Source organism: Lysobacter sp. TAB13, assembly GCF_052113885.1.
Taxonomy (GTDB): domain Bacteria; phylum Pseudomonadota; class Gammaproteobacteria; order Xanthomonadales; family Xanthomonadaceae; genus Lysobacter; species Lysobacter gummosus.
In genome coordinates this window covers 83,641-101,081 of record NZ_JBFRDR010000020.1, presented here as the reverse complement: position 1 = coordinate 101,081, position 17,441 = coordinate 83,641, and the positions used below count along the sequence as shown (strand labels likewise).

Annotated in this window: 12 protein-coding genes; 7 read left to right on the top strand and 5 right to left on the bottom strand. The window is 67.9% G+C overall.

The window, feature by feature from the left end; all coding sequences use genetic code 11:
* Both AB4Y92_RS20165 and AB4Y92_RS20160 read left to right on the top strand, forming a co-directional pair.
* Window positions 1-1,379 (top strand): hypothetical protein (locus AB4Y92_RS20165; protein WP_441821289.1); only part of this gene is annotated, 1,379 nt, incomplete at its 5' end.
* A gap of 463 nt (window positions 1,380-1,842) precedes the next feature.
* Window positions 1,843-4,230, top strand: a complete 2,388-nt coding sequence (locus tag AB4Y92_RS20160) for a TonB-dependent receptor (RefSeq protein WP_441821288.1) — start codon at window positions 1,843-1,845, stop codon at window positions 4,228-4,230.
* A gap of 60 nt (window positions 4,231-4,290) precedes the next feature.
* Here AB4Y92_RS20160 and AB4Y92_RS20155 read toward each other — a convergent pair whose 3' ends face one another.
* Window positions 4,291-5,229: an alpha/beta fold hydrolase gene (locus AB4Y92_RS20155; protein WP_441821287.1), complete on the bottom strand. Its 939-nt coding sequence runs from the start codon at window positions 5,227-5,229 to the stop codon at window positions 4,291-4,293.
* Window positions 5,230-5,369: 140 nt separating this feature from the next.
* A complete protein-coding gene (locus AB4Y92_RS20150) occupies window positions 5,370-6,647 on the bottom strand; it encodes an acyltransferase family protein (protein ID WP_441821291.1) in 1,278 nt (425 codons plus the stop codon).
* A 413-nt stretch (window positions 6,648-7,060) separates the two neighbouring features.
* On the opposite strand from AB4Y92_RS20150, the gene AB4Y92_RS20145 reads away from it, so the two are divergent.
* Together AB4Y92_RS20145 and AB4Y92_RS20140 are read left to right on the top strand one after the other, a co-directional pair.
* Window positions 7,061-7,909 carry a hypothetical protein gene (locus AB4Y92_RS20145; protein WP_441821286.1) on the top strand — a complete coding sequence of 283 codons (849 nt, stop codon included), beginning with the start codon at window positions 7,061-7,063 and terminating at the stop codon, window positions 7,907-7,909.
* Window positions 7,910-8,194: 285 nt separating this feature from the next.
* Window positions 8,195-9,037 (top strand): hypothetical protein, encoded by an 843-nt coding sequence (locus AB4Y92_RS20140; protein WP_441821285.1) that lies wholly within the window; start codon window positions 8,195-8,197, stop codon window positions 9,035-9,037.
* Between the two features lie 52 nt (window positions 9,038-9,089).
* Here AB4Y92_RS20140 and AB4Y92_RS20135 read toward each other — a convergent pair whose 3' ends face one another.
* From AB4Y92_RS20135 to AB4Y92_RS20125, 3 genes are all read right to left on the bottom strand, one after another.
* Window positions 9,090-11,777, bottom strand: a complete 2,688-nt coding sequence (locus AB4Y92_RS20135; RefSeq protein ID WP_441821284.1) for a protein kinase domain-containing protein — start codon at window positions 11,775-11,777, stop codon at window positions 9,090-9,092.
* A gap of 15 nt (window positions 11,778-11,792) precedes the next feature.
* Window positions 11,793-12,371, bottom strand: coding sequence for an ECF-type sigma factor (locus tag AB4Y92_RS20130; protein ID WP_441821283.1), 579 nt, complete (start codon window positions 12,369-12,371; stop codon window positions 11,793-11,795).
* A gap of 165 nt (window positions 12,372-12,536) precedes the next feature.
* The gene (locus AB4Y92_RS20125; protein WP_441821282.1) at window positions 12,537-14,489 is read right to left on the bottom strand and encodes a sulfatase-like hydrolase/transferase; all 1,953 of its coding nucleotides are present in this window, start codon (window positions 14,487-14,489) and stop codon (window positions 12,537-12,539) included.
* 132 nt (window positions 14,490-14,621) lie between these two features.
* Here AB4Y92_RS20125 and AB4Y92_RS20120 point away from each other — a divergent pair, with 132 nt between their 5' ends.
* From AB4Y92_RS20120 to AB4Y92_RS20110, 3 genes are all read left to right on the top strand, one after another.
* Entirely contained in the window at window positions 14,622-15,155 is a 534-nt protein-coding gene (locus AB4Y92_RS20120; RefSeq protein ID WP_441821281.1) for a MarR family winged helix-turn-helix transcriptional regulator, read from the top strand.
* Between the two features lie 109 nt (window positions 15,156-15,264).
* Window positions 15,265-16,794, top strand: coding sequence for an aldehyde dehydrogenase family protein (locus AB4Y92_RS20115; protein WP_441821280.1), 1,530 nt, complete (start codon window positions 15,265-15,267; stop codon window positions 16,792-16,794).
* Between the two features lie 200 nt (window positions 16,795-16,994).
* Window positions 16,995-17,348, top strand: coding sequence for a hypothetical protein (locus AB4Y92_RS20110; protein WP_441821279.1), 354 nt, complete (start codon window positions 16,995-16,997; stop codon window positions 17,346-17,348).
* Window positions 17,349-17,441: the final 93 nt, after the last annotated feature.

Genomic DNA, 17,441 nt, shown 5'->3' with positions numbered 1-17,441 from the left:
CCGTCGGCGCCGCGCCGGTCCAGGCCGGCAGCGCGCGCGCCGCCGCGGCGGCCACGTGTTCGCAGGTGCAGCAGTACGGCGTCACCTTCACTCTTGACCGCGCGTACCCGTGCGGCCAGTTCGCCAACGGCGACTATTGGGTCACCCCGGTCGATGGCAGCGCGGGCAAGGTCAAGGTGACCTCGATCAGCCCGGCCTTCGCCGGCGGCCATAACGGCTTCGAGGTCAATCCGTCCCGGATCGACCGCCACGGCTTCGACAAGGACGCCGGCGGTTACGACGCCACGCGCGTGCCGGCGCTGCCGTATTCGGCCGCGCCCAATCAGTCCATCGTCAAGGCGGTTTCGCTCGCCGGCAACGACAAGACCGCGCTGCAGACCGCGGTGGTGCTGACGGTGTTGAGCGCGGTTCCGCCCGGCGGCGGCCGCGATGTGTTCCGTCCGCCGTACTTCGGCCGCACCAAGCCGCTGTATCCGGTCAGCCGCCTGCGCATGGACCGGTTGCCGGCGTTGACCGGCCTGCCGGACATGCCGAGCCTGCGTTCGCTGTCCGATCGCTTCGCCCGGGTGCAGCTGGATCATCAGCTGGGCTGGCAGGCCGATCAGATCCACCCGACGCTCAACATGCCCGACTACGGCGCGGCGATCGCGATGGACACCTCGGTGGCCTCGCTGCGCCTGATGATCGACGGCGATCCGCTGGAACGCCGGCAGCTGGCGATCAATCTGGTCCAGTACGGCATCGACCTCGACGCCGCCATGCAGGGCGGGCTGCACTTCAACGCCGACGGCGGCCACCGCCACGGCCGCAAGCTGGTGCTGGCGATGTCGGCGCTGCTGCTCGACGACGCGGCGCTGAGCAAGCGCGTGCGCGATTTCCAGGGCGGGACATATCAGGAGGACGATCAGCTGTCGGTCGGCGCAGGTTCCGGCGTCGTGCTGTTCGGCAGCCCGTGTTCGGCGGAGGACTACTGGGAAAACCAGATCCACGGCACCAATTCGCGCGATTGCCGCGACCCCTACGGCTATATCGACGGCGGCCAGCAACCGGGCGACTACTACCAGTTCTGCTGCACGGCCAAGGCCTACAAGGCCACCGCGCTGGCGCTGCGGCTGCTGCCGGCCTTGCGCTGCATCTGGACCGACGACCGCATCCTGCACTACGCCGACCGCTGGGTGCAGCACGGCGTGTGGACCCAGCCCGATCCCTATCAGCCGCGCGGCAACGGCGCGGCCGATAACAATCCGGCCGACGGAACCGGACGCTGGCCGGCCGCGCACGGCACCGGCCGCGACGGCGGCTATTACGCCAACGCCTTCGCCGATGCGATGTGGGCCGCCTACCGTCCACAGGCCAGCGACACCTACACCTGTCCCTGATCGCGGCGCCGTTGCGCCGGCGCCGTCCCGGGCTCGCTGCATGAGTGCAGCGACGCCCGCCGGCCCGGCGCAGCGACGGCCGCGCGGCCTCCGCATCGCGGCGGCCGCGTGTGCGGGCTTTGGCGGCTGGCCATCGCCCGTCTTGCAGCGCCGCCGCATCCGGCGGCACTCGCCGGCTGCGCAATGAGCGCGCCGGCCATCGTCGGCCCGTCGCTGTTCACCTCGCTCAAAGCCTTCGCCGGCGCGGACTCGCGTGTTTTCGCCAGCACAGCGCCTGCGCCCCCGAGCCGCCATCGCCCGCGCGCACCGACAGCGAGCGCGCCGTCGCAGACGCGCCGATATGCAACCGGCGTGCAACACTTGTGACATACCGTGCCGCCACGCGGAACAGTCCGCCACGCTGCCATCGGCCCTGCGCGAGCCGAACGCATTGCACCTCAGCGCCAGCCAAGGATTTCCCACGATGTATCTGCATGAAGTACGCCTGCCGCCGCGCAGCCGCGTTGACGACTCCCGCCGGCTGCTGGCGCTTTCGCGCAGGAGCGTGCTGGCCCGGGCCTGCGCCGGCCTGTTGCTGGTCTGCGCCGCGACCGCCGCCTCGGCCCAGCAGGACGCCGCACCGGCTCCGGCCGCCGCCGCCGCTCCGGCCGCGCACGAATCGGCGACTTCGCTCGACGCGGTCACCGTGACCGCCGAGCGCCGCGAGCAGAACCTGCAGGACGTGCCGGTCTCGGTCGGCGTCATGCAGGGCGACGCGATGCGCGCGCTGACCGCCGGCGGCGACGATACGTTGCTGGCCCTGTCCGGCCGCGTTCCCAGCCTGTACGCGGAAACCACCACCGGACGCATCTTCCCGCGCTTCTACATCCGCGGCCTGGGCAATATCGATTTCTACCTCGGCGCCTCGCAGCCGGTGTCGATCATCCAGGACGATGTCGTGCTTGAGCACGTCGTGCTGAAATCCAATCCGGTCTTCGACCTGGATCAGGTCGAAGTGCTGCGCGGCCCGCAGGGCTCGCTGTTCGGCCGCAACACCACCGCCGGCATCATCAAGTTCGACAGCATCAAGCCGAGCCAGGACTACAGCGGCCGCATGCAGGCCAGCTACGGCAGCTACAACACCGTGTCCTTCGACGGCGGCATCGGCGGCCCGATCAACGACATCCTGTCGTTCCGCGTGTCGGCGCTGTACCAGCACCGCGACGACTGGGTCGACAACACCTTCACCGGCCCCAGCGCCGACGGCACGGTCACGCCGAAGAAGGACGCGATGGGCGGCTTCGACGACCGCAATCTGCGCGTGCAACTGCTGCTGACGCCGAGCGAGAATTTCTCGGTACTGGCCTCGGCGCACGCGCGCGACTACGCCGGCACCTCGACGCTGTTCCTGCGCAACGCCATCGTCAAGGGCTCCAACAAAGTCGATGTGCCGCGCGACAAGGTCGCCTTTGACGAAGCTGGCAACAACCCGCAGGCGTACAAGACCTACGGCGGCTCGGTCAAGGCCACGTACAACTTCGGCGAAGCCTCGCTGACCTCGATCAGCGCCTACGAAACCACCTCCGGCTACAGCCGCGGCGACACCGACGGCGGCGCCGCGGCCAACTTCCCGGTGCGTGGCGTGCCGAACGGCTTCGGCCAGTCGATGGGGCAGGTCCGCGACCTTGACCAGTTCACGCAGGAATTCCGCCTGGCCAGCGAAGGCGACGACGCCCTGCAATGGCAGGTCGGCGCGTTCTATTTCGACGGCCGCGACACCACCGATTTCTATCAGCGCGCCTGGTTCCTCAAGGGCGCGGCGCGCAATCCGAACAACTGGGTGCGTCTGCGCAACAGCAATACCTCGTGGGCGGCGTTCGGCCAGCTCAGCTACAAGGTCACCGATGCGCTGACCCTGACCGCCGGCCTGCGCGAGACCAAGGACAGCAAGCGCACGCGCCTGCTCAAGACCGCCGACACCGTCGCCGGCGTGTCTACCTACACCGGTCGCCGCGATGTGCGCATGTCCGACACCCAGCCCAGCTGGGACCTGAGCGCGATGTACGAAATCAACCCGAACCTCAGCGTCTACGCCAAGGTCGCGCGCGGCTTCCGCGGCCCGACCATCCAGGGCCGCTCGGCGGTGTTCAACGCCGACTTCACCACCGCCGATTCGGAAACCATCCTGTCGTGGGAAGCGGGCATCAAGAGCAGCCTGTTCGACAACCGCCTGCGCTTGAACGTCACCGGCTTCACCTACACCGTCGATGACATCCAGCTCAACGGCAACGATTCCAACGGCAACGGCGTGCTGTTCAACGCCGACAAGGCGCGCGCCTACGGCGTCGAGGCCGACCTGGACTGGCGCCCGATCCCGAACCTGTCGCTGACCGCTGGCGTGAGCCTGCTGCGCAGCAAGATCGAGGACAGCCGCGTCTACGCCCAGGTGTGCGCGCTCAACGGCACGGTGGTGTGCACCGTCAACGATCCGACCATCAAGGTTGGCGCGAACACCTTCGCGCAGATCAACGGCAACCCGCTGCCCAACGCGCCCAAGTACAGCGTCAACCTGGGCGCGCGCTACGACATCCCGGTCAGCGACAGCGGCGCCTTGTTCGTCTCCACCGACTGGAACAAGCAGGGCTACACCAGCTTCGTGCTGTACGACTCGACCGAATTCAACGCCAGCGGCAACTTCGAGGGCGGGCTGAAGGTGGGTTACACCGGCGGTTACGGCGCGTACGAAGTCGCCTTGTTCGCGCGCAACATCACCAACGAGAAGAACCTCAAGGGCGTGATCGAGAACTACATGGCCGCGGTCTACAACGAGCCGCGCGTGGTCGGCGTGTCGCTCAACCTCAACTGGCACTGATCCGGGCCGCAGCGGCCTGGCACCGGCAACGCCGATGAAGTCCTCATCGGCGTTGCCGCTTCAATCGCGCGGTTGCAGGAAGCGCAAGATCCGCGCGTTGACCTCATCGGGCTGCGCCATCGCCGCGACGTGATCGGCGTCGGGAACGATCGCCGTTTCCAGCGCGGGCATGCGCCTGCGCGCCAAGCGCGTCATCGCCGCCGGTTCGTACAGCCGCTCCGCGTCGCCGATCAGCAACAAGGCCGGCGCGCGGATCGCGCGCAGTTCGCGCCGGCTCAGCACCGCCGGATTGATGACGCCGACCGCGGAGAACGCCGGCATCATCGTTGTCGCCATCAACGCGGCCCACAGCGTGTCGCGCGGCGGCCGCACGCCCAGGTCGGTCATGCTCGGCGCGCGCTTGCTGCCGCTCAGGCGGCGCCAGAGTTTGACCAGCGGCCGCTTGATCCGCGCCGAGTAAGTGAGCTTCCAGAATTGCGAAGCGAAGCTGCCGACCGGGCTGATCATCGCCACGCGCTCGACCCGCTGCGGCGTCAGGGAGGCCTGATTCAAGGCCAGAAATCCGCCGAACGAACAACCGACGATCGATACGCGCGACAGGCCCAGGCCATCGAGCACCTCGCCTAGCCAGTCGGCGTATTCGCGGCGATCGCGCAGGCGTCGATGCGACCAGCTCTTGCCCGGCTGCCCGATCACATCGATCGCGTAGGTGCGGTAGTGCGCGCTCAGCCCGGCGACGTTGAGGCGCCAGGCGGTGGCGGTGCCGGCGAAGCTGGGCAGCAGCACCAGCGGCGGCGCATCGGCCGGGCCGCTGACGATCACATGCGTCGAGCCCCAACGGCTCGGGATATCGCGCTGCTCGCAGACGATCGGCCACTCGCGCACGGCCGCGTCGTAAGCGGCCAGATAGCGGTCGCGGGCGTCGTCGTTCTTGAACGTGGGCAAGGCGTCCGGCGGACGCGAGGGCGTGCTTTGAGCGGAGGTGTCGAAGTCGTTCATGGGTCGCCCGTGCCTGCTGAGAGGACGATGCAACTATATGAATTTCCTGGAATTATAAAAGTCTTGAAGCAAATTCCGCCGGCCCCATATCTATAACGAGAGGGGACGACTCGATTGCCGGCGACGCAGCCGCCGGGGCCTCAGGTCGGCGACGGCACCGCGCCCAGCGGCGCGCGCTTGCTGCCCAGGCGCTGGATGATCCGCTTGCCCATGCGGATGCCCGGCTCCTCGACGTACAGATACGTCGCCAATGCGCTCAGGCACAGCACCAGGCCGCAGCCGATGTTGACGATCCAGAACTGCACCGTGCCGCTGAGCGCATACGTCTTGACGCCCGGGATCGCGAACACCGCCACCATCGCCAATCCCTGCGACAGATAGATGCTGTAGCTCAGATTGCTCAGCCGCCGCGCCGGCGCCAGCGACAGCACGCCGAACAGGCGATTGCCCGAGCACACGATGAAGAAGAACGCGCCGGTCAGCGGGCACAGCGCCAGCAGTTGCAACATGCCGATGCTGCGCGTGCTCAGCATCGCCGCGAACACCAGCACGATGCACGCCAGTGCGACCGCGGCCCACAGCGGTTTGTGCAATTGCAGCTTGGCGCCGAACCCTGCATGCAGGAGCGAGGCGACGAACACGCCCGAGACCAGCATCAGGATCAGTTCGGCCAATACCGCCAGCAGCAGGATCGGACGCGGCTTGACCCCGGGCTCGAAGCCGCCGCCCCAGGTCGCGGCGAGGATGGTCAGCAGGCACAGCATCACGACGCTGCCGGTGAACATCAGATGGCGACGGCGGCGCACGAAGAACGCCAGCAGCGGCAGCGAGAAATAGAACAGCCACTCGAAGAACAAGGTCCAGGTCACGCCGGCGAGAATCGTGCCGGTGTCGGTGTAGCCGTTGATGGTCGGCGGCGGCGGCACGATGCCCAGCGCCAGCCACGCCAGCGCCGAGGCGATCGCCTGCACAGGCGGCACCCGCCATTGAAATCCGGTGCGATACGCGACCACGCCGATCATCACCAGCACCGCGACCACGTACATGGGCCCCAGGCGGAACACGCGGCCGATATACAGATCCTTCCAGCCCGGACGGCCGTCGGCCTTGAGCAGTTTGTTCCAGAACAAAAAGCCGGTGAGCATGAAGAACACGCTGACCGACACCACCCCGGCGGTGTTGTAGAACTGCGCCGCGGACGGCTTCCACACCCCGGTGATCAGGTAGTCGTAGTGGACGATCACGTGCGTGGCGAACACGCTCATCGCCAGGAAACCGCGCAGGCCGTCCAGGGTGTCGGTGCGCTTGTCCAGTTGCGGCCCGATCAGGTCCGCGCGCCGGAACAACGGCAGCCAGGCGAAAGCGAACGTCGCCAGCATCATGACGAAGTACGGCCAGACCTGATGGATATCGACCATACGGTTCACGAATTGCGAGAGGGGGTTCGGCGAGACTAGCCGGGCCGCGCGCGGGCTTCTGACGGCTGGATCACGCTTCACCGCGCACCCCGTGGCGCCCGCGATTCGCGTCTGCGCGACTGTGATCGCCGACGCGCTCGGGCCCGCCGCGGCGTCGGCACGGCACGTGATTTCGCGCCGGCATGAGCCGTTCTTCGCGCCGATTACGAGCTATGGATCACACCACCCGCGACCGCCCCGGCGACGGCGCGCAGTGGCGATGACGCCTGATGGGCGCGCGGATTGCGTGCGCGCCACCGACCCGGTTGCGGCCTGCGCGAGCCGTAGCCGTTCCTACCCACGCGCAAGGATCGCAGCCGGACGGACCTGCCGCACCGGCGGCTGCGGATATCGGTTTTTACAAGGAGATTCGAATGAACAGGTTGTGCTATCCCATCTTGGCGTCGCTGTTGCTGTTGAGCGGGCAGGCGATGGCGGGGAACGATTTTTGCGATAACGCACTCGCGCTCGGAACCGATCCGGTTCCGCCGGATCCGAACACCGGCGGTTGCGAAGTCAATCTGGCGGTCCCCGGCCCGATCGCGGACGGCTGGGTGATCGATTCGTATCCGCTGCGGCTGCGCGACATGCCGTTCAACCAAAGCCTGTATGCGGCGCTCAGCAGCAGCGGCGCGGCCATCGCGACGCCGGAACACCTGCAGATCAATTTCACCGTGTGTTCGGCGAGCCTGGGCAGCTCGCCGGTATCCGATACCGAAGCGGCCTTGGTGGAGTGGTCGTTCGAGTCCCAGGACAAGTCCGACGCCGGCCGCGTGCTGGCGCTGTCGCTCAGGCGCGAAGGCCGCAGCCTCGTGTTGAACATGGACTGGGTGATCCCGCCCGGCCGCGGCTGGTCGTCGGCGACCGCGCCCGGCATCGAACCGTTACTAGTGGACAACCAGCGCATCAAGCTGGGGGACATGCTCCCGGATTCGGCTCAGTTCGCCCAGTTGCCGCGGCTGTACCTCAAGCGCGACGGCCGCTCGGTGCTGGTGGGACTGCGCGACTCCGACAAGCCCGTGGTGGCGCGGTTCGAATTGCCCGAAGGCCAGTGGCGGCCGATCCGCCTGCGCAACGGCTTACTGCGCAACGTGCAAATGGTCGAGGGGATGAAAATGCATCTGTCGTGGCCGTCGGAGTTCCGCGACGTCGATGTCCGCTCAGGCCCCGGCCAGCCGCCGATCGATCCGCCCGAAACGCCGGTTCCCAATCCGGTCGAATAAAGGCAGCCGACACGATCTTGTTTTTCTCCCTCTCCCGCTTGCGGGAGAGGGCTGGGGTGAGGGAGCGCCAAGGTGCGAGCCTTCCGGCATTTCCCGCGCCCTCACCCCAACTCCTCTCCCGCGAGCCGGAGAGGGACTTAGTCGGCGCTTCCATCGTTCAAGCGGTTGGTTATCGGTTCCGGACACAGGCAAATGAGCCGGAATCCCCGGCTCATCCACGGATAACCGTAGCGAGCGGCGCGTTACCATCGGCCCCGGTATCGGGGAGTCAACAAGGGGAGTGGCATGAAGAAGGTGTGGTATCCGCTGGCGGCGGCGTCGCTGCTGCTGTTGGCCGGGCAGGCGACGGCTGGAAACGATTTTTGCGATGGCGCCGGTCTCATGGAAATAGAACCCGGGCACAAGGGCGGCGGATGCGAAGTCAAACTGATGGTGACCGGCGCGGACATCAATTCCGGCGCGTCGCAGCGTCCGGACGAACCGCCGTTGCGCATGCACGATCTTCCCTTCGACAAGGGCCTGTACCTGCGTCTGGCCGACCTGCGGGAAGATCGGGTGTCCAAGCCCGACGACGTGTACTTCTGGGCGTTCCTCAGCCAAACCGAACTCGGCTCGCAGGCCGACACCCACACCGAAGCGGGATTGGTGGAATGGTCCTTCCGCAGCGAGGACAAGGGCGGGACCACCTCGGAATACATCCTGGTGCTGTCGCTGCTGCGCAAGGACACGCAGCTCAGGCTCAACGGCGAATGGATTCCGCGTTCCGCGCCGGGCTGGTCGTACGCCGGCTACAGCGGGCCGCGGCCGGCCTTGGCTGACAATCAGTTCATCGTACTGGGCGAAGTCGGCGAGCGTCCGCGCGTGGATATGCATCGCAAGGGCAACCTGGTCAGCGTGCGCCTGGCGGGCAGCGACAGCCAGTGGATGCAGTTCACCTTGCCGAGCGGGCAATGGGCGCCGGTGCGCCTGCGCAATGGCCTGGTGAACGGCACGCCGCTGACGGTCGGCATGGGCGCGCATCTGATCTGGCCGATCGAGTTCGCCGATCCCAACAGCGAACCCGAGCCCGGCCCCGGCGAGGCGCCGGTCGATCCGCCCGAATCGCCGCAACCCATCCTCGTTCAATAAGGCGCGCCACATCGCCGCGTCGCCTGCAACCTTGAAGCGCGCCGCGGCGGATTTAACGCGCGGCGATGGATTTTAAGCGCGCCTGACAGCTTTCCAGCCGGCGGCGCTTGGGATGGTCCGCGGCCTGTTCGGCGCGGACCGTGACCAGCGCCTGCGCCAACTCGGTTTTCTGCGCGGCGCTCAGCGGGGGCGCGGACAGGCAGACCGTTTCCGCCCGCGCCAGCGCCAGATTCAAGGTCTGCCCCGGCGTGCTTTCGAACACCTCGCGCGCCGGCGCCAGCGCCGCGCGCGCATCGGCGTCGCGGTGCAGATCGTGCAGGGCCATCGCCCAGCCCATGCGATAGAACGCCAGATTCAGATGCCGCGGCGACAAGTTCGCCGCGCCGATCTCCACTGCCTTGCGCAGATGCGGCTCGGCTCCGGCCGGGTCGTTGAGATACAGATGGCGCATCAGGCCGATATTGAATTCGGCCCCGGCCACGCGCGGGTGCGTCGGTCCGTTGACGGCGCGCTTGATCTGCATCGATCGCTGTAAATAATCGACCGCCGCGGCGTAGTTGCCGCGGCCTTGTTCGATCGTGCCCAGGGCGTTGAAGGCATCGGCGGTGTCGCCGTGGTTCTCGCCGTGCAGTTTCAGGTCGATGCGCAGCGCTTCGCGCGCCAGCCGTTCGGCCTGCGCGTAGTTGCCGGCGTCGCGTTGTTGCAGCGCTTGTTTGTAGATCGCCTTGGCGGCGGCCGGGTTGTCGGCGTGCTCGGCCGAAACCCCCGGCAGCTGCGCCTCCAGTTGCGCGGCGCGCGCCTGTTGGCCGGCGGCGCGCAGCGCGCTGGTCCAGCCGTAGCGGGCTTCGCTGCTGCGCGGGTCGCTGCCGCCGTAGCGCTGCTGGTGCTCGCGATCCACCGATTCCCATAGTTTCAGCGAAGCCTCCAGACGGCCCTGCGACTGGTACAGACCGGCGCGCTGGCGCTGCAGTTGCAGGCGTTCGTCGATGGCGGCGGCGCCCGCCGGCAGGCGCTGTTCGACTTGATCGAGAAACTGCTGTGCCTGCGCATACTCGGCCCGCGCCGCGGCGACGCGCGCGCGCTGCAGGTAGGTCTGGCGCAGCGCCTGCGGGTCGGTTTGCGGCAGCGCCAGACGAAGTTTCAGCGCATCGCTCGAATGGCGCTCGGCGCTGGCGAAATCGTTCAGCGACAGATGGATGTCGGCGATGGCGAACGCCAGCGCGGCGCGGGTTTCCGGATCGTCGATGCGTTGCAGCCGCTTTGAGCCGCGCGCGAGCAGCTCGCGCGCGGTGGGATCCTTGCCGCGCGCCTGTTCCGGATCGTTGGCGCGGAACAGATCGACCATGAACTGGGTGACGTGCTCGGCCTGCACGCGCCGGGCCTCGGCGCGATCGCGCGCCAGCGCCAGCTGCCGCGACTGCAGCACGGTGTAGGTGAGGAAGCCGAAGGTGATCGCGCAAATGGCCGCGGCCAGGCTCAGCGCGACAGTGTGGCGGCGGGCGAACTTGCCCAGGCGGTACAAGGTTTCGCCGTGACGCGCGGCGATCGGCCGCGATTCCAGCACCGCGCGCAGATCGGCGGCCAGCCGCTCCACGCTGGCGTAGCGCTGCGCCGGTTCCTTGCGCAGGCAGCGCGCCAGGATCGTGTCCAGGTCGCCCTGCAATTGCCGGCTCAGCGCCGCCGCGCTGCCGGCGTGGCGTTGCTGAGCGATCCGCAGCGCGCGCTGCGGATCGTGTTTTTCCAGTTGCGCGACCGCGCGGCTGGGCAGCGCCGGCACCGTGTTGGCGATGGCGTGCGCCAGCAGCGCCGGATTGGATTCGGCCGTCGCCAGCGGCAGTTCGCCGGCGAACAACTGGTACATCAGCGCGCCCAGCGCATAGATGTCGGTGGCGACGCCGGTGGCTGCGCCCAGCACTTGCTCGGGCGCGGCGCTGGCCGGCGAGAAGAACGATTGCGCATCGGCGGTGGCGGCCGCGTCGGTGGCGCTGCCGTCGCCGGCGAGGGCCTTGGCGATGCCGAAATCGAGCAGCTTGGGCCGGCCCTCGCCATCGACCAGAACATTGCCGGCCTTGAGGTCGCGATGCAGCACCAGCCGCTGGTGCGCGTACTCCACCGCCGCCAGCACTTGCAGCATCAGCGCGATGCGCGCGCGCAGCGGCAGTTGTCGCGCATCGCAGTAGGCGAGGATCGGTTCGCCGTCGACGTATTCCATCGCGAAGTAAGGACGATCCGGCGCCAGATCGCCGGCATCGACCAGACGGGCGATGTTGGGGTGCTCCAGCGACGCCAGCAGTTGCCGCTCGCGGCGCAGGCGTTGCCGCACCTGCGGCGCCAGCCGGTGAAACGCGGCGACCTTCAGCGCCACGCGCTGCTCGCCCTGATCGATCTCGCGCCGCGCCAGATACACCCGGCCCATGCCGCCGGCGCCGAGTTCGCGTTCGATCACGAACGGGCCGGCGCGGCTGCCCGGGCTCAGGCGCTCGGCGTCGTGCTCGATCCAGTCCTCGGCCGCGGCCGAGGCGAGGTCATGCCAGCGCTCCGACGGGCCCGAATCGTCCGCCGATTCGTCCAGCGATTCGTGCGCCTGCAACAGCCGCTGCACCGCGTCGTACAGCGCCGCCGGATCGGGCTGGGCGGCGCATTGCTCGCGCAGGAACGTTTCGCGCTGCGGCGCCGGCAGTTCCAGCGCGCGCGCGAACAAGTCGGCGGCTTGCGACCACACCGAGGTGGAGGTGTGCATGGCGAAGGTTCCGGCTCAGGCGCCGGGCGGCGCGAGTTGGTCGTGCAGCCAGGCGCGGGCGAACTGCCAGTCGCGCTTGGCGGTGGGCAGCGACACGCCGATGGTCTGCGCGGTTTCTTCGATGGTCAGGCCGCCGAAGTAGCGCAGCTCCACGCCCTTGGCGGCGCGCGCGTTGATGCGTTCCAGGCGTTGCAGCAGGCGGTCGAGGTCGAGCGCGTCGGCCAGATCCGGCGTGGCCGCGGCGACGTCCTGTCCGGCCTGCAAGGTGACCTGCAACACGCCGCCGCCGCGCTTGAGCGCCGAGCGTTCGCGCAGATGATCCACCAGCAGGCGGCGGATGACATGGGCGGCGATGGCGTAGAAGTGCACGCGGTTCTGGAACGGCGCGTCGCGCTGTTCGACCAGTTTGAAGTAGGCGTCGTTGGCCAGCTCAGTGGCCAGCAGGGTGAGCTGGCCGCTGCGGGTCAGGCGTTGTTGCGCCAGGCGCCGCAGCACCGGGTAGATCTGTTCGAGCAACTGCGTCTCGGCGTTGGCATCGCCATTGCGCCAACTCTCCAGGAGCTGGGTGATGTCTTGCGGAGCAGCGGCGGTCATCGGGAAGGCGCCGGAAGGGATGGCATCAGCATAACGCGTCAGTTTCGGGTGAGCTATTTGTCGATGTCCGCGGTTGGGGGAGGCGACAGCCAGGCGGCTGCGATCCGATGGTCCGGTCCGCCGGCGACGGCCGGGGCGGGGCCCGGCCGTCGCCGCGCGGGGCGATTACTGCTCTGGCGCCGACAGCATTTCTTTTTCGTAGCGCTGCAACAGCCGCGCCAGCCGGTTCGCCGTCTCCACGATCTGTACGGCGGTGTAGGGCGCGGGCAGCGCGGCGATCGGGGTCGGGAAGTGGCCGTCGGTGACCAGCAGATTGGTCATCTCGCAGCCGTCGTGTTCCAGGTCGTACAGCTCCCACTGGTCGGCTTCGATGCCGCGCGGGTCCCAGTAACGCACCAGCTTCCACTCGCCCGAACGCACGCAACGCACGTGGTTAGGCTGGCGCACCGGGCCGGGCGCGAGTTGCGGCACCGGGCCGTTGTACGGCAGCCGGCTGTCGCCGTCGCGGACCACATCGACCATGTCCAGGAAGATCTTGAACTCGCGATCGGAATGCACTTGATGCGGATCGATATCGGCGTGCAGGCGCTCGGTGATTTCGTCGTCGGTCGCGAACAGGATGCCTTCGCGCACCTGGCCGTCGGCTTGTTTCGGTTCGGTCTCCTCGCCGCGGATCACCGCGCTCAGGTCCACGCCCGGGAACGGCGGCACCGGGCGGGTCTCGCGCAGGCTCTGGCGAATCTGCTCGCGCTGCGCCGCATCGACTCCGGCCAGGCCGAGCAGGGTCGGCACGATGTCGACATGGCTGGTCAGCGCGTCGATCTGGCGCATGTCGGGTCGATCATTGATCCGCGCCGACTGGATCACCACCGGCACGTGCAGCACTTCCTGATACGCGGTGTGCCACTTCTCGATCATGTAGTTGTGCGCGCCGCCGTATTCGCCGTGATCGGCCATGAACGCCACGATGGTGTTTTCGCGCTGGCCCGATTCGTCCAGCGCGTCGAGCACATGGCGGATGTGGCCGTCCACCAGATGCTGCAGCCAGGCGTAGTACTGGATGAAACGCAGCACCGCTTCGTGCGGATCGCGGGTCAGCTGGAACGGAATGCCCGACAGCAAAGCGGCGTTGACCGCATCCAGCCCGGCCTGGGTCTGCGCCGACAGCCCGGTCTTGGCCGCGAGCGCCAGGCCCATCTTGTACGCGTAGTCGAACTGGCACGCGGGTTTGTTGCTGAGCGGATCGTCCATGCTCGGCGGCACGCGCGCGTTGTCCTGCGGAAATCCCAGCGGATTGAGCGCCAGACTCAGGCTGCCGGCGGTCGGCGGATTGCTGAAGCTGCCCTGCGCCGGCACCGGCAACGGACCCAGCGGCGGCGCATCGGGATCGAGCCCGCGCGGCAGGCCGGGATAAGTCGCGATGTCGTGCGGATTGGCGAACGAGGCCACCGCCAGCCATGGTTTGGCTTCGGTGCTGGGCGGTTGCGCCAGCGGCCGGCTTTGGTCTTGCTGCGCCAGATGGCGGTTGTACGGCAGGCCCAGGCCTTGGCCGCGCAGGAAGCCGCAGACCAGATCGCGGAAGCCGATGTCGCGGTAGGCGCCGAGGTTGTTGATGCTCGATCCGTGCGGCTCGGGCCAGGACAACTCCCAATCGTCGAAGCCGTATTTCTGCAGCGAGTGCGCCGGCGGATTGCTGACATGCCACTTGCCGAAATAATGCGTCTTGTAACCGGCGCCGCGGAACCAGTGGCCGAGCGTCGGGATGCCGTCTTCGGCCAGCCACGGAAACGCGTCGGCGTCGCCGTTCTTGAACAAGCCGTCGGTCTGCGTCACGCCGGTGCGCGCGCCGTATTGCCCGGTCATCAGCGCGGCGCGGCTGGGAATGCAGGCCGAAGAGGCGATGGTGTGCTTGCGCAGCACCACCGAATGCTTGCGCAGCGACCACAGTCCGGGAAAGAAACGGCGGTAGTCGTTATCGGCCTCGGGCTCGCCCTGGAAGCCGACGATGTCCTTGAGCTGCGGCGCGAAGCCGCCCTCGGCGCCGTAGGCATAACGCGGGAAGCGCAGTTGATCGACGAGGATGATCAGAATGTTCGGCTTGGCGGCGGGACTGGCCATGGCGTTCCTAAGTTGGGCCGCGGACGGCGCTGCGGCGGCAGGGGGTCGATTCGACATAAGCAATGACGCGGATCGGCCATGCGGACGGCCATGGGCGATGCAGGCCGGCTTGCGTGAATCGCCGCGCGGTGCGTGCGGCCGTCGCCGGTCGTGTATTTGCGTCAGGTTGACGCCACCGTGCCCGGGTCCAACAATTTGCCGGCAGTCCACTGCGGAGCGGAAATGTCGGCCAGCCGGGAAATCGAGATACTCAACCTCGTCAACGAGATCATGCAGCACGCCACCGCGAGCATGCAGCGCTCCTTGCGCGAGGCCGAGCTCGGCCTGGCGGCGATGGAAGCGCGGACCTTGCGCTTCGTCGCGCGCAATCCCGGCTGCACCCAGAACGACATCGTGCGCGCGAGCGGACGCGACAAAGCGCAGATCGCGCGCATCATCAAGACCCTGCTGGAACGCGGCAACGTCAGCCGCATGCCGAACGAGGCCGGAGAGAAACGCCAGCGGCTTGTCCTCACCGCCGATGGCGCGCACGCGCACGAACGCGCCGAGGCCTTGCGCGAGGTGGTCGCGCAATCGCTGGTGCAGGAACTGGACGCGGGCGAGCGCGAGCAACTGGAACGCCTGCTGCGGCGGATGCCGCGGGACCGGGCCGGTGGCTCGGATTGAAGGGAAAATCTGGGTAAGTTGACAATGTCAACTCTATTGGTTGATATTGTCAACTTAAGCCGGTGCGGGCTCGCGCGGGCGGGCCGAAGCCAGTGGAGCCGCAACGCGCATGACCGAATCAGCGAACCCGAGCGTGTACGCGGCGTCCGACCGCGCAGCCGCATTGCAACAGCTGCGCCAGTCGTTGGCGCAACGCCCGCCGCGGCTGCTGATCGACGGCGTCTGGCGGCCGGCGTTGTCGGCGCAGACCCTGGAGGTGGACGATCCGGCCACCGGCGAGCCGATCGCCCGCATCGCCGCCGGCGACAGCGGCGACATCGATCTGGCCGTGGCCGCGGCGCGGCGCGCCTTTCGCGAAGGCCCGTGGCCGCGCCTGCCGGCGTCGCGGCGCGCGGCGGCGTTGTTCGCGCTGGCCGACGCGATCGAACGGCGCCAACAGGAATTTGCTTTGCTCGAATCGCTCGACGCCGGCCACAGCCTGATGTCGATCGTCAACGGCGATCTGCCGCTGGGCCTGCGCAGCCTGCGCGACTACGCCGGCTGGGCCACCAAGATCGCCGGCGAAGTGCCGATGCGCTCGGCCGATCAACGCGGCATGGATTACTTCCTGCGCGAACCCATCGGCGTGGCCGCCATCGTCACGCCGTGGAACGCGCCGTTTCTGATGGTGCTGCAGAAACTCGCCGCGGCGCTCGCCGCCGGCTGCACCGTGGTGATCAAGCCGGCCGAACTGGCGCCGCTGTCGGCGCTGTACATCGGCGAGCTGTGCGATGAAGCCGGTATTCCGGCCGGCGTGGTCAACATCGTCACCGGCACCGGCGTCGCCGCAGGTCAAGCGCTGGCGGAACATCCCGACGTCAACCTGATCAGCTTCACCGGCTCGACCCAGGTCGGCCAGTCGATCATGGCCGCCGCCGCGCGCAGCAACTTGAAGCGGGTGGTGCTGGAACTGGGCGGAAAATCGCCGGCGATGGTGTTCGCCGATGCCGACCTGGACAAGGCGGCCACAGCGATCGTGGGCGAAATCGCCTTCAAGAGCGGGCAATACTGCGCGGCCGGATCGCGGGTGTACGTGCAAGCATCGGTGCACGCGCCGCTGCTGGAGAAAATGCACGCGGCGATGCAGCGCATCCGCATCGGCGCGGGTTATGCCGACGGCACCGACATGGGGCCGATGATCAGCGACGCGCAGCGCCGGCGCGCGCAGGACCTCATCGACCACAGTCTGGCCGCGGGCGCGCGCGTCTTGCGCGGCGGCCATGCGCGCAGCGGTCCCGGCTATTTCTTCGAGCCGACCCTGATCGCCGATGCGCGCGCCGACATGCGCGTCGCGCAGGAAGAAATCTTCGCGCCGGTGCTGTGCGTGACGCCGTTCGCCGACGACGCCGGGCTGAGCGAAGTCGCCGCGCTCGCCAACGATTCGCGCTACGGCCTGTCGGCAAAACTGTGGGCGCGCGATATCGGCACGGTGCATGGACTGATCGGCCTGCTGGAAACCGGCCAGGTCATCGTCAACGGCGGTGGCGGCGAAGCCACGCTGCCGTTCGGCGGCGTCAAGCAATCCGGCTACGGTCGCGAGAACGGCCATGTCGGCTTGTCGGCGTTCACCGAGATCAAGTCGGTGCGGCTGGGCTACTGAGGCCTTGCGCGCGCAACAGCCATCGGCCGCGCGATGCGGCGAAGGCCGCCCGCATCGATCCTGGGACGTGAGGACAACAAGCTGGGACGCAGTGGATAACGCGAGCGTCCCGGCGTGGACGACGCTGGCTGCGGATCGGCCCTCGCGTCGCCGCGACGCTGGAAGCGCCGACCATCCTCATCGATACCAAGGAGTCGGTCATGAAAGCGAAACTCATGAAAACCACGCTGTTGGCACTGGGCCTGACGCTGATCCAGGCGCCGGCGTTCGCCAATTATTCGTGCTGGGGCAAGCTCGATGAGCTCGGCCTGTCGGGCGGTTCGAATCCTGCCGTGCACGTTCGCCTCAACACCACCGGACTGGTGTGGGTGGTGTGCTATCTCAACGGCGACGTCAACTGCAAGTCGATGTACGCCATGCTGCTGGCCGCGCAGTCGGGGCCGTCCCGGCCCAACATCGGCCTGTTCTATACGCCCAACGGCAAGACCTGCGAGACGATGGGCGATTGGGTCGAGGCCAAGCCGTACTACATCCTGACCACCGACGATTACTGAGCCGGCGCCGGCGTTCGCGCTCAATCGTAGCCCGCGGACCGGTCCTGCCGGAGCGGTTCCGCGCATTCGCAGCATCCGGACCAGGAAGTCGAT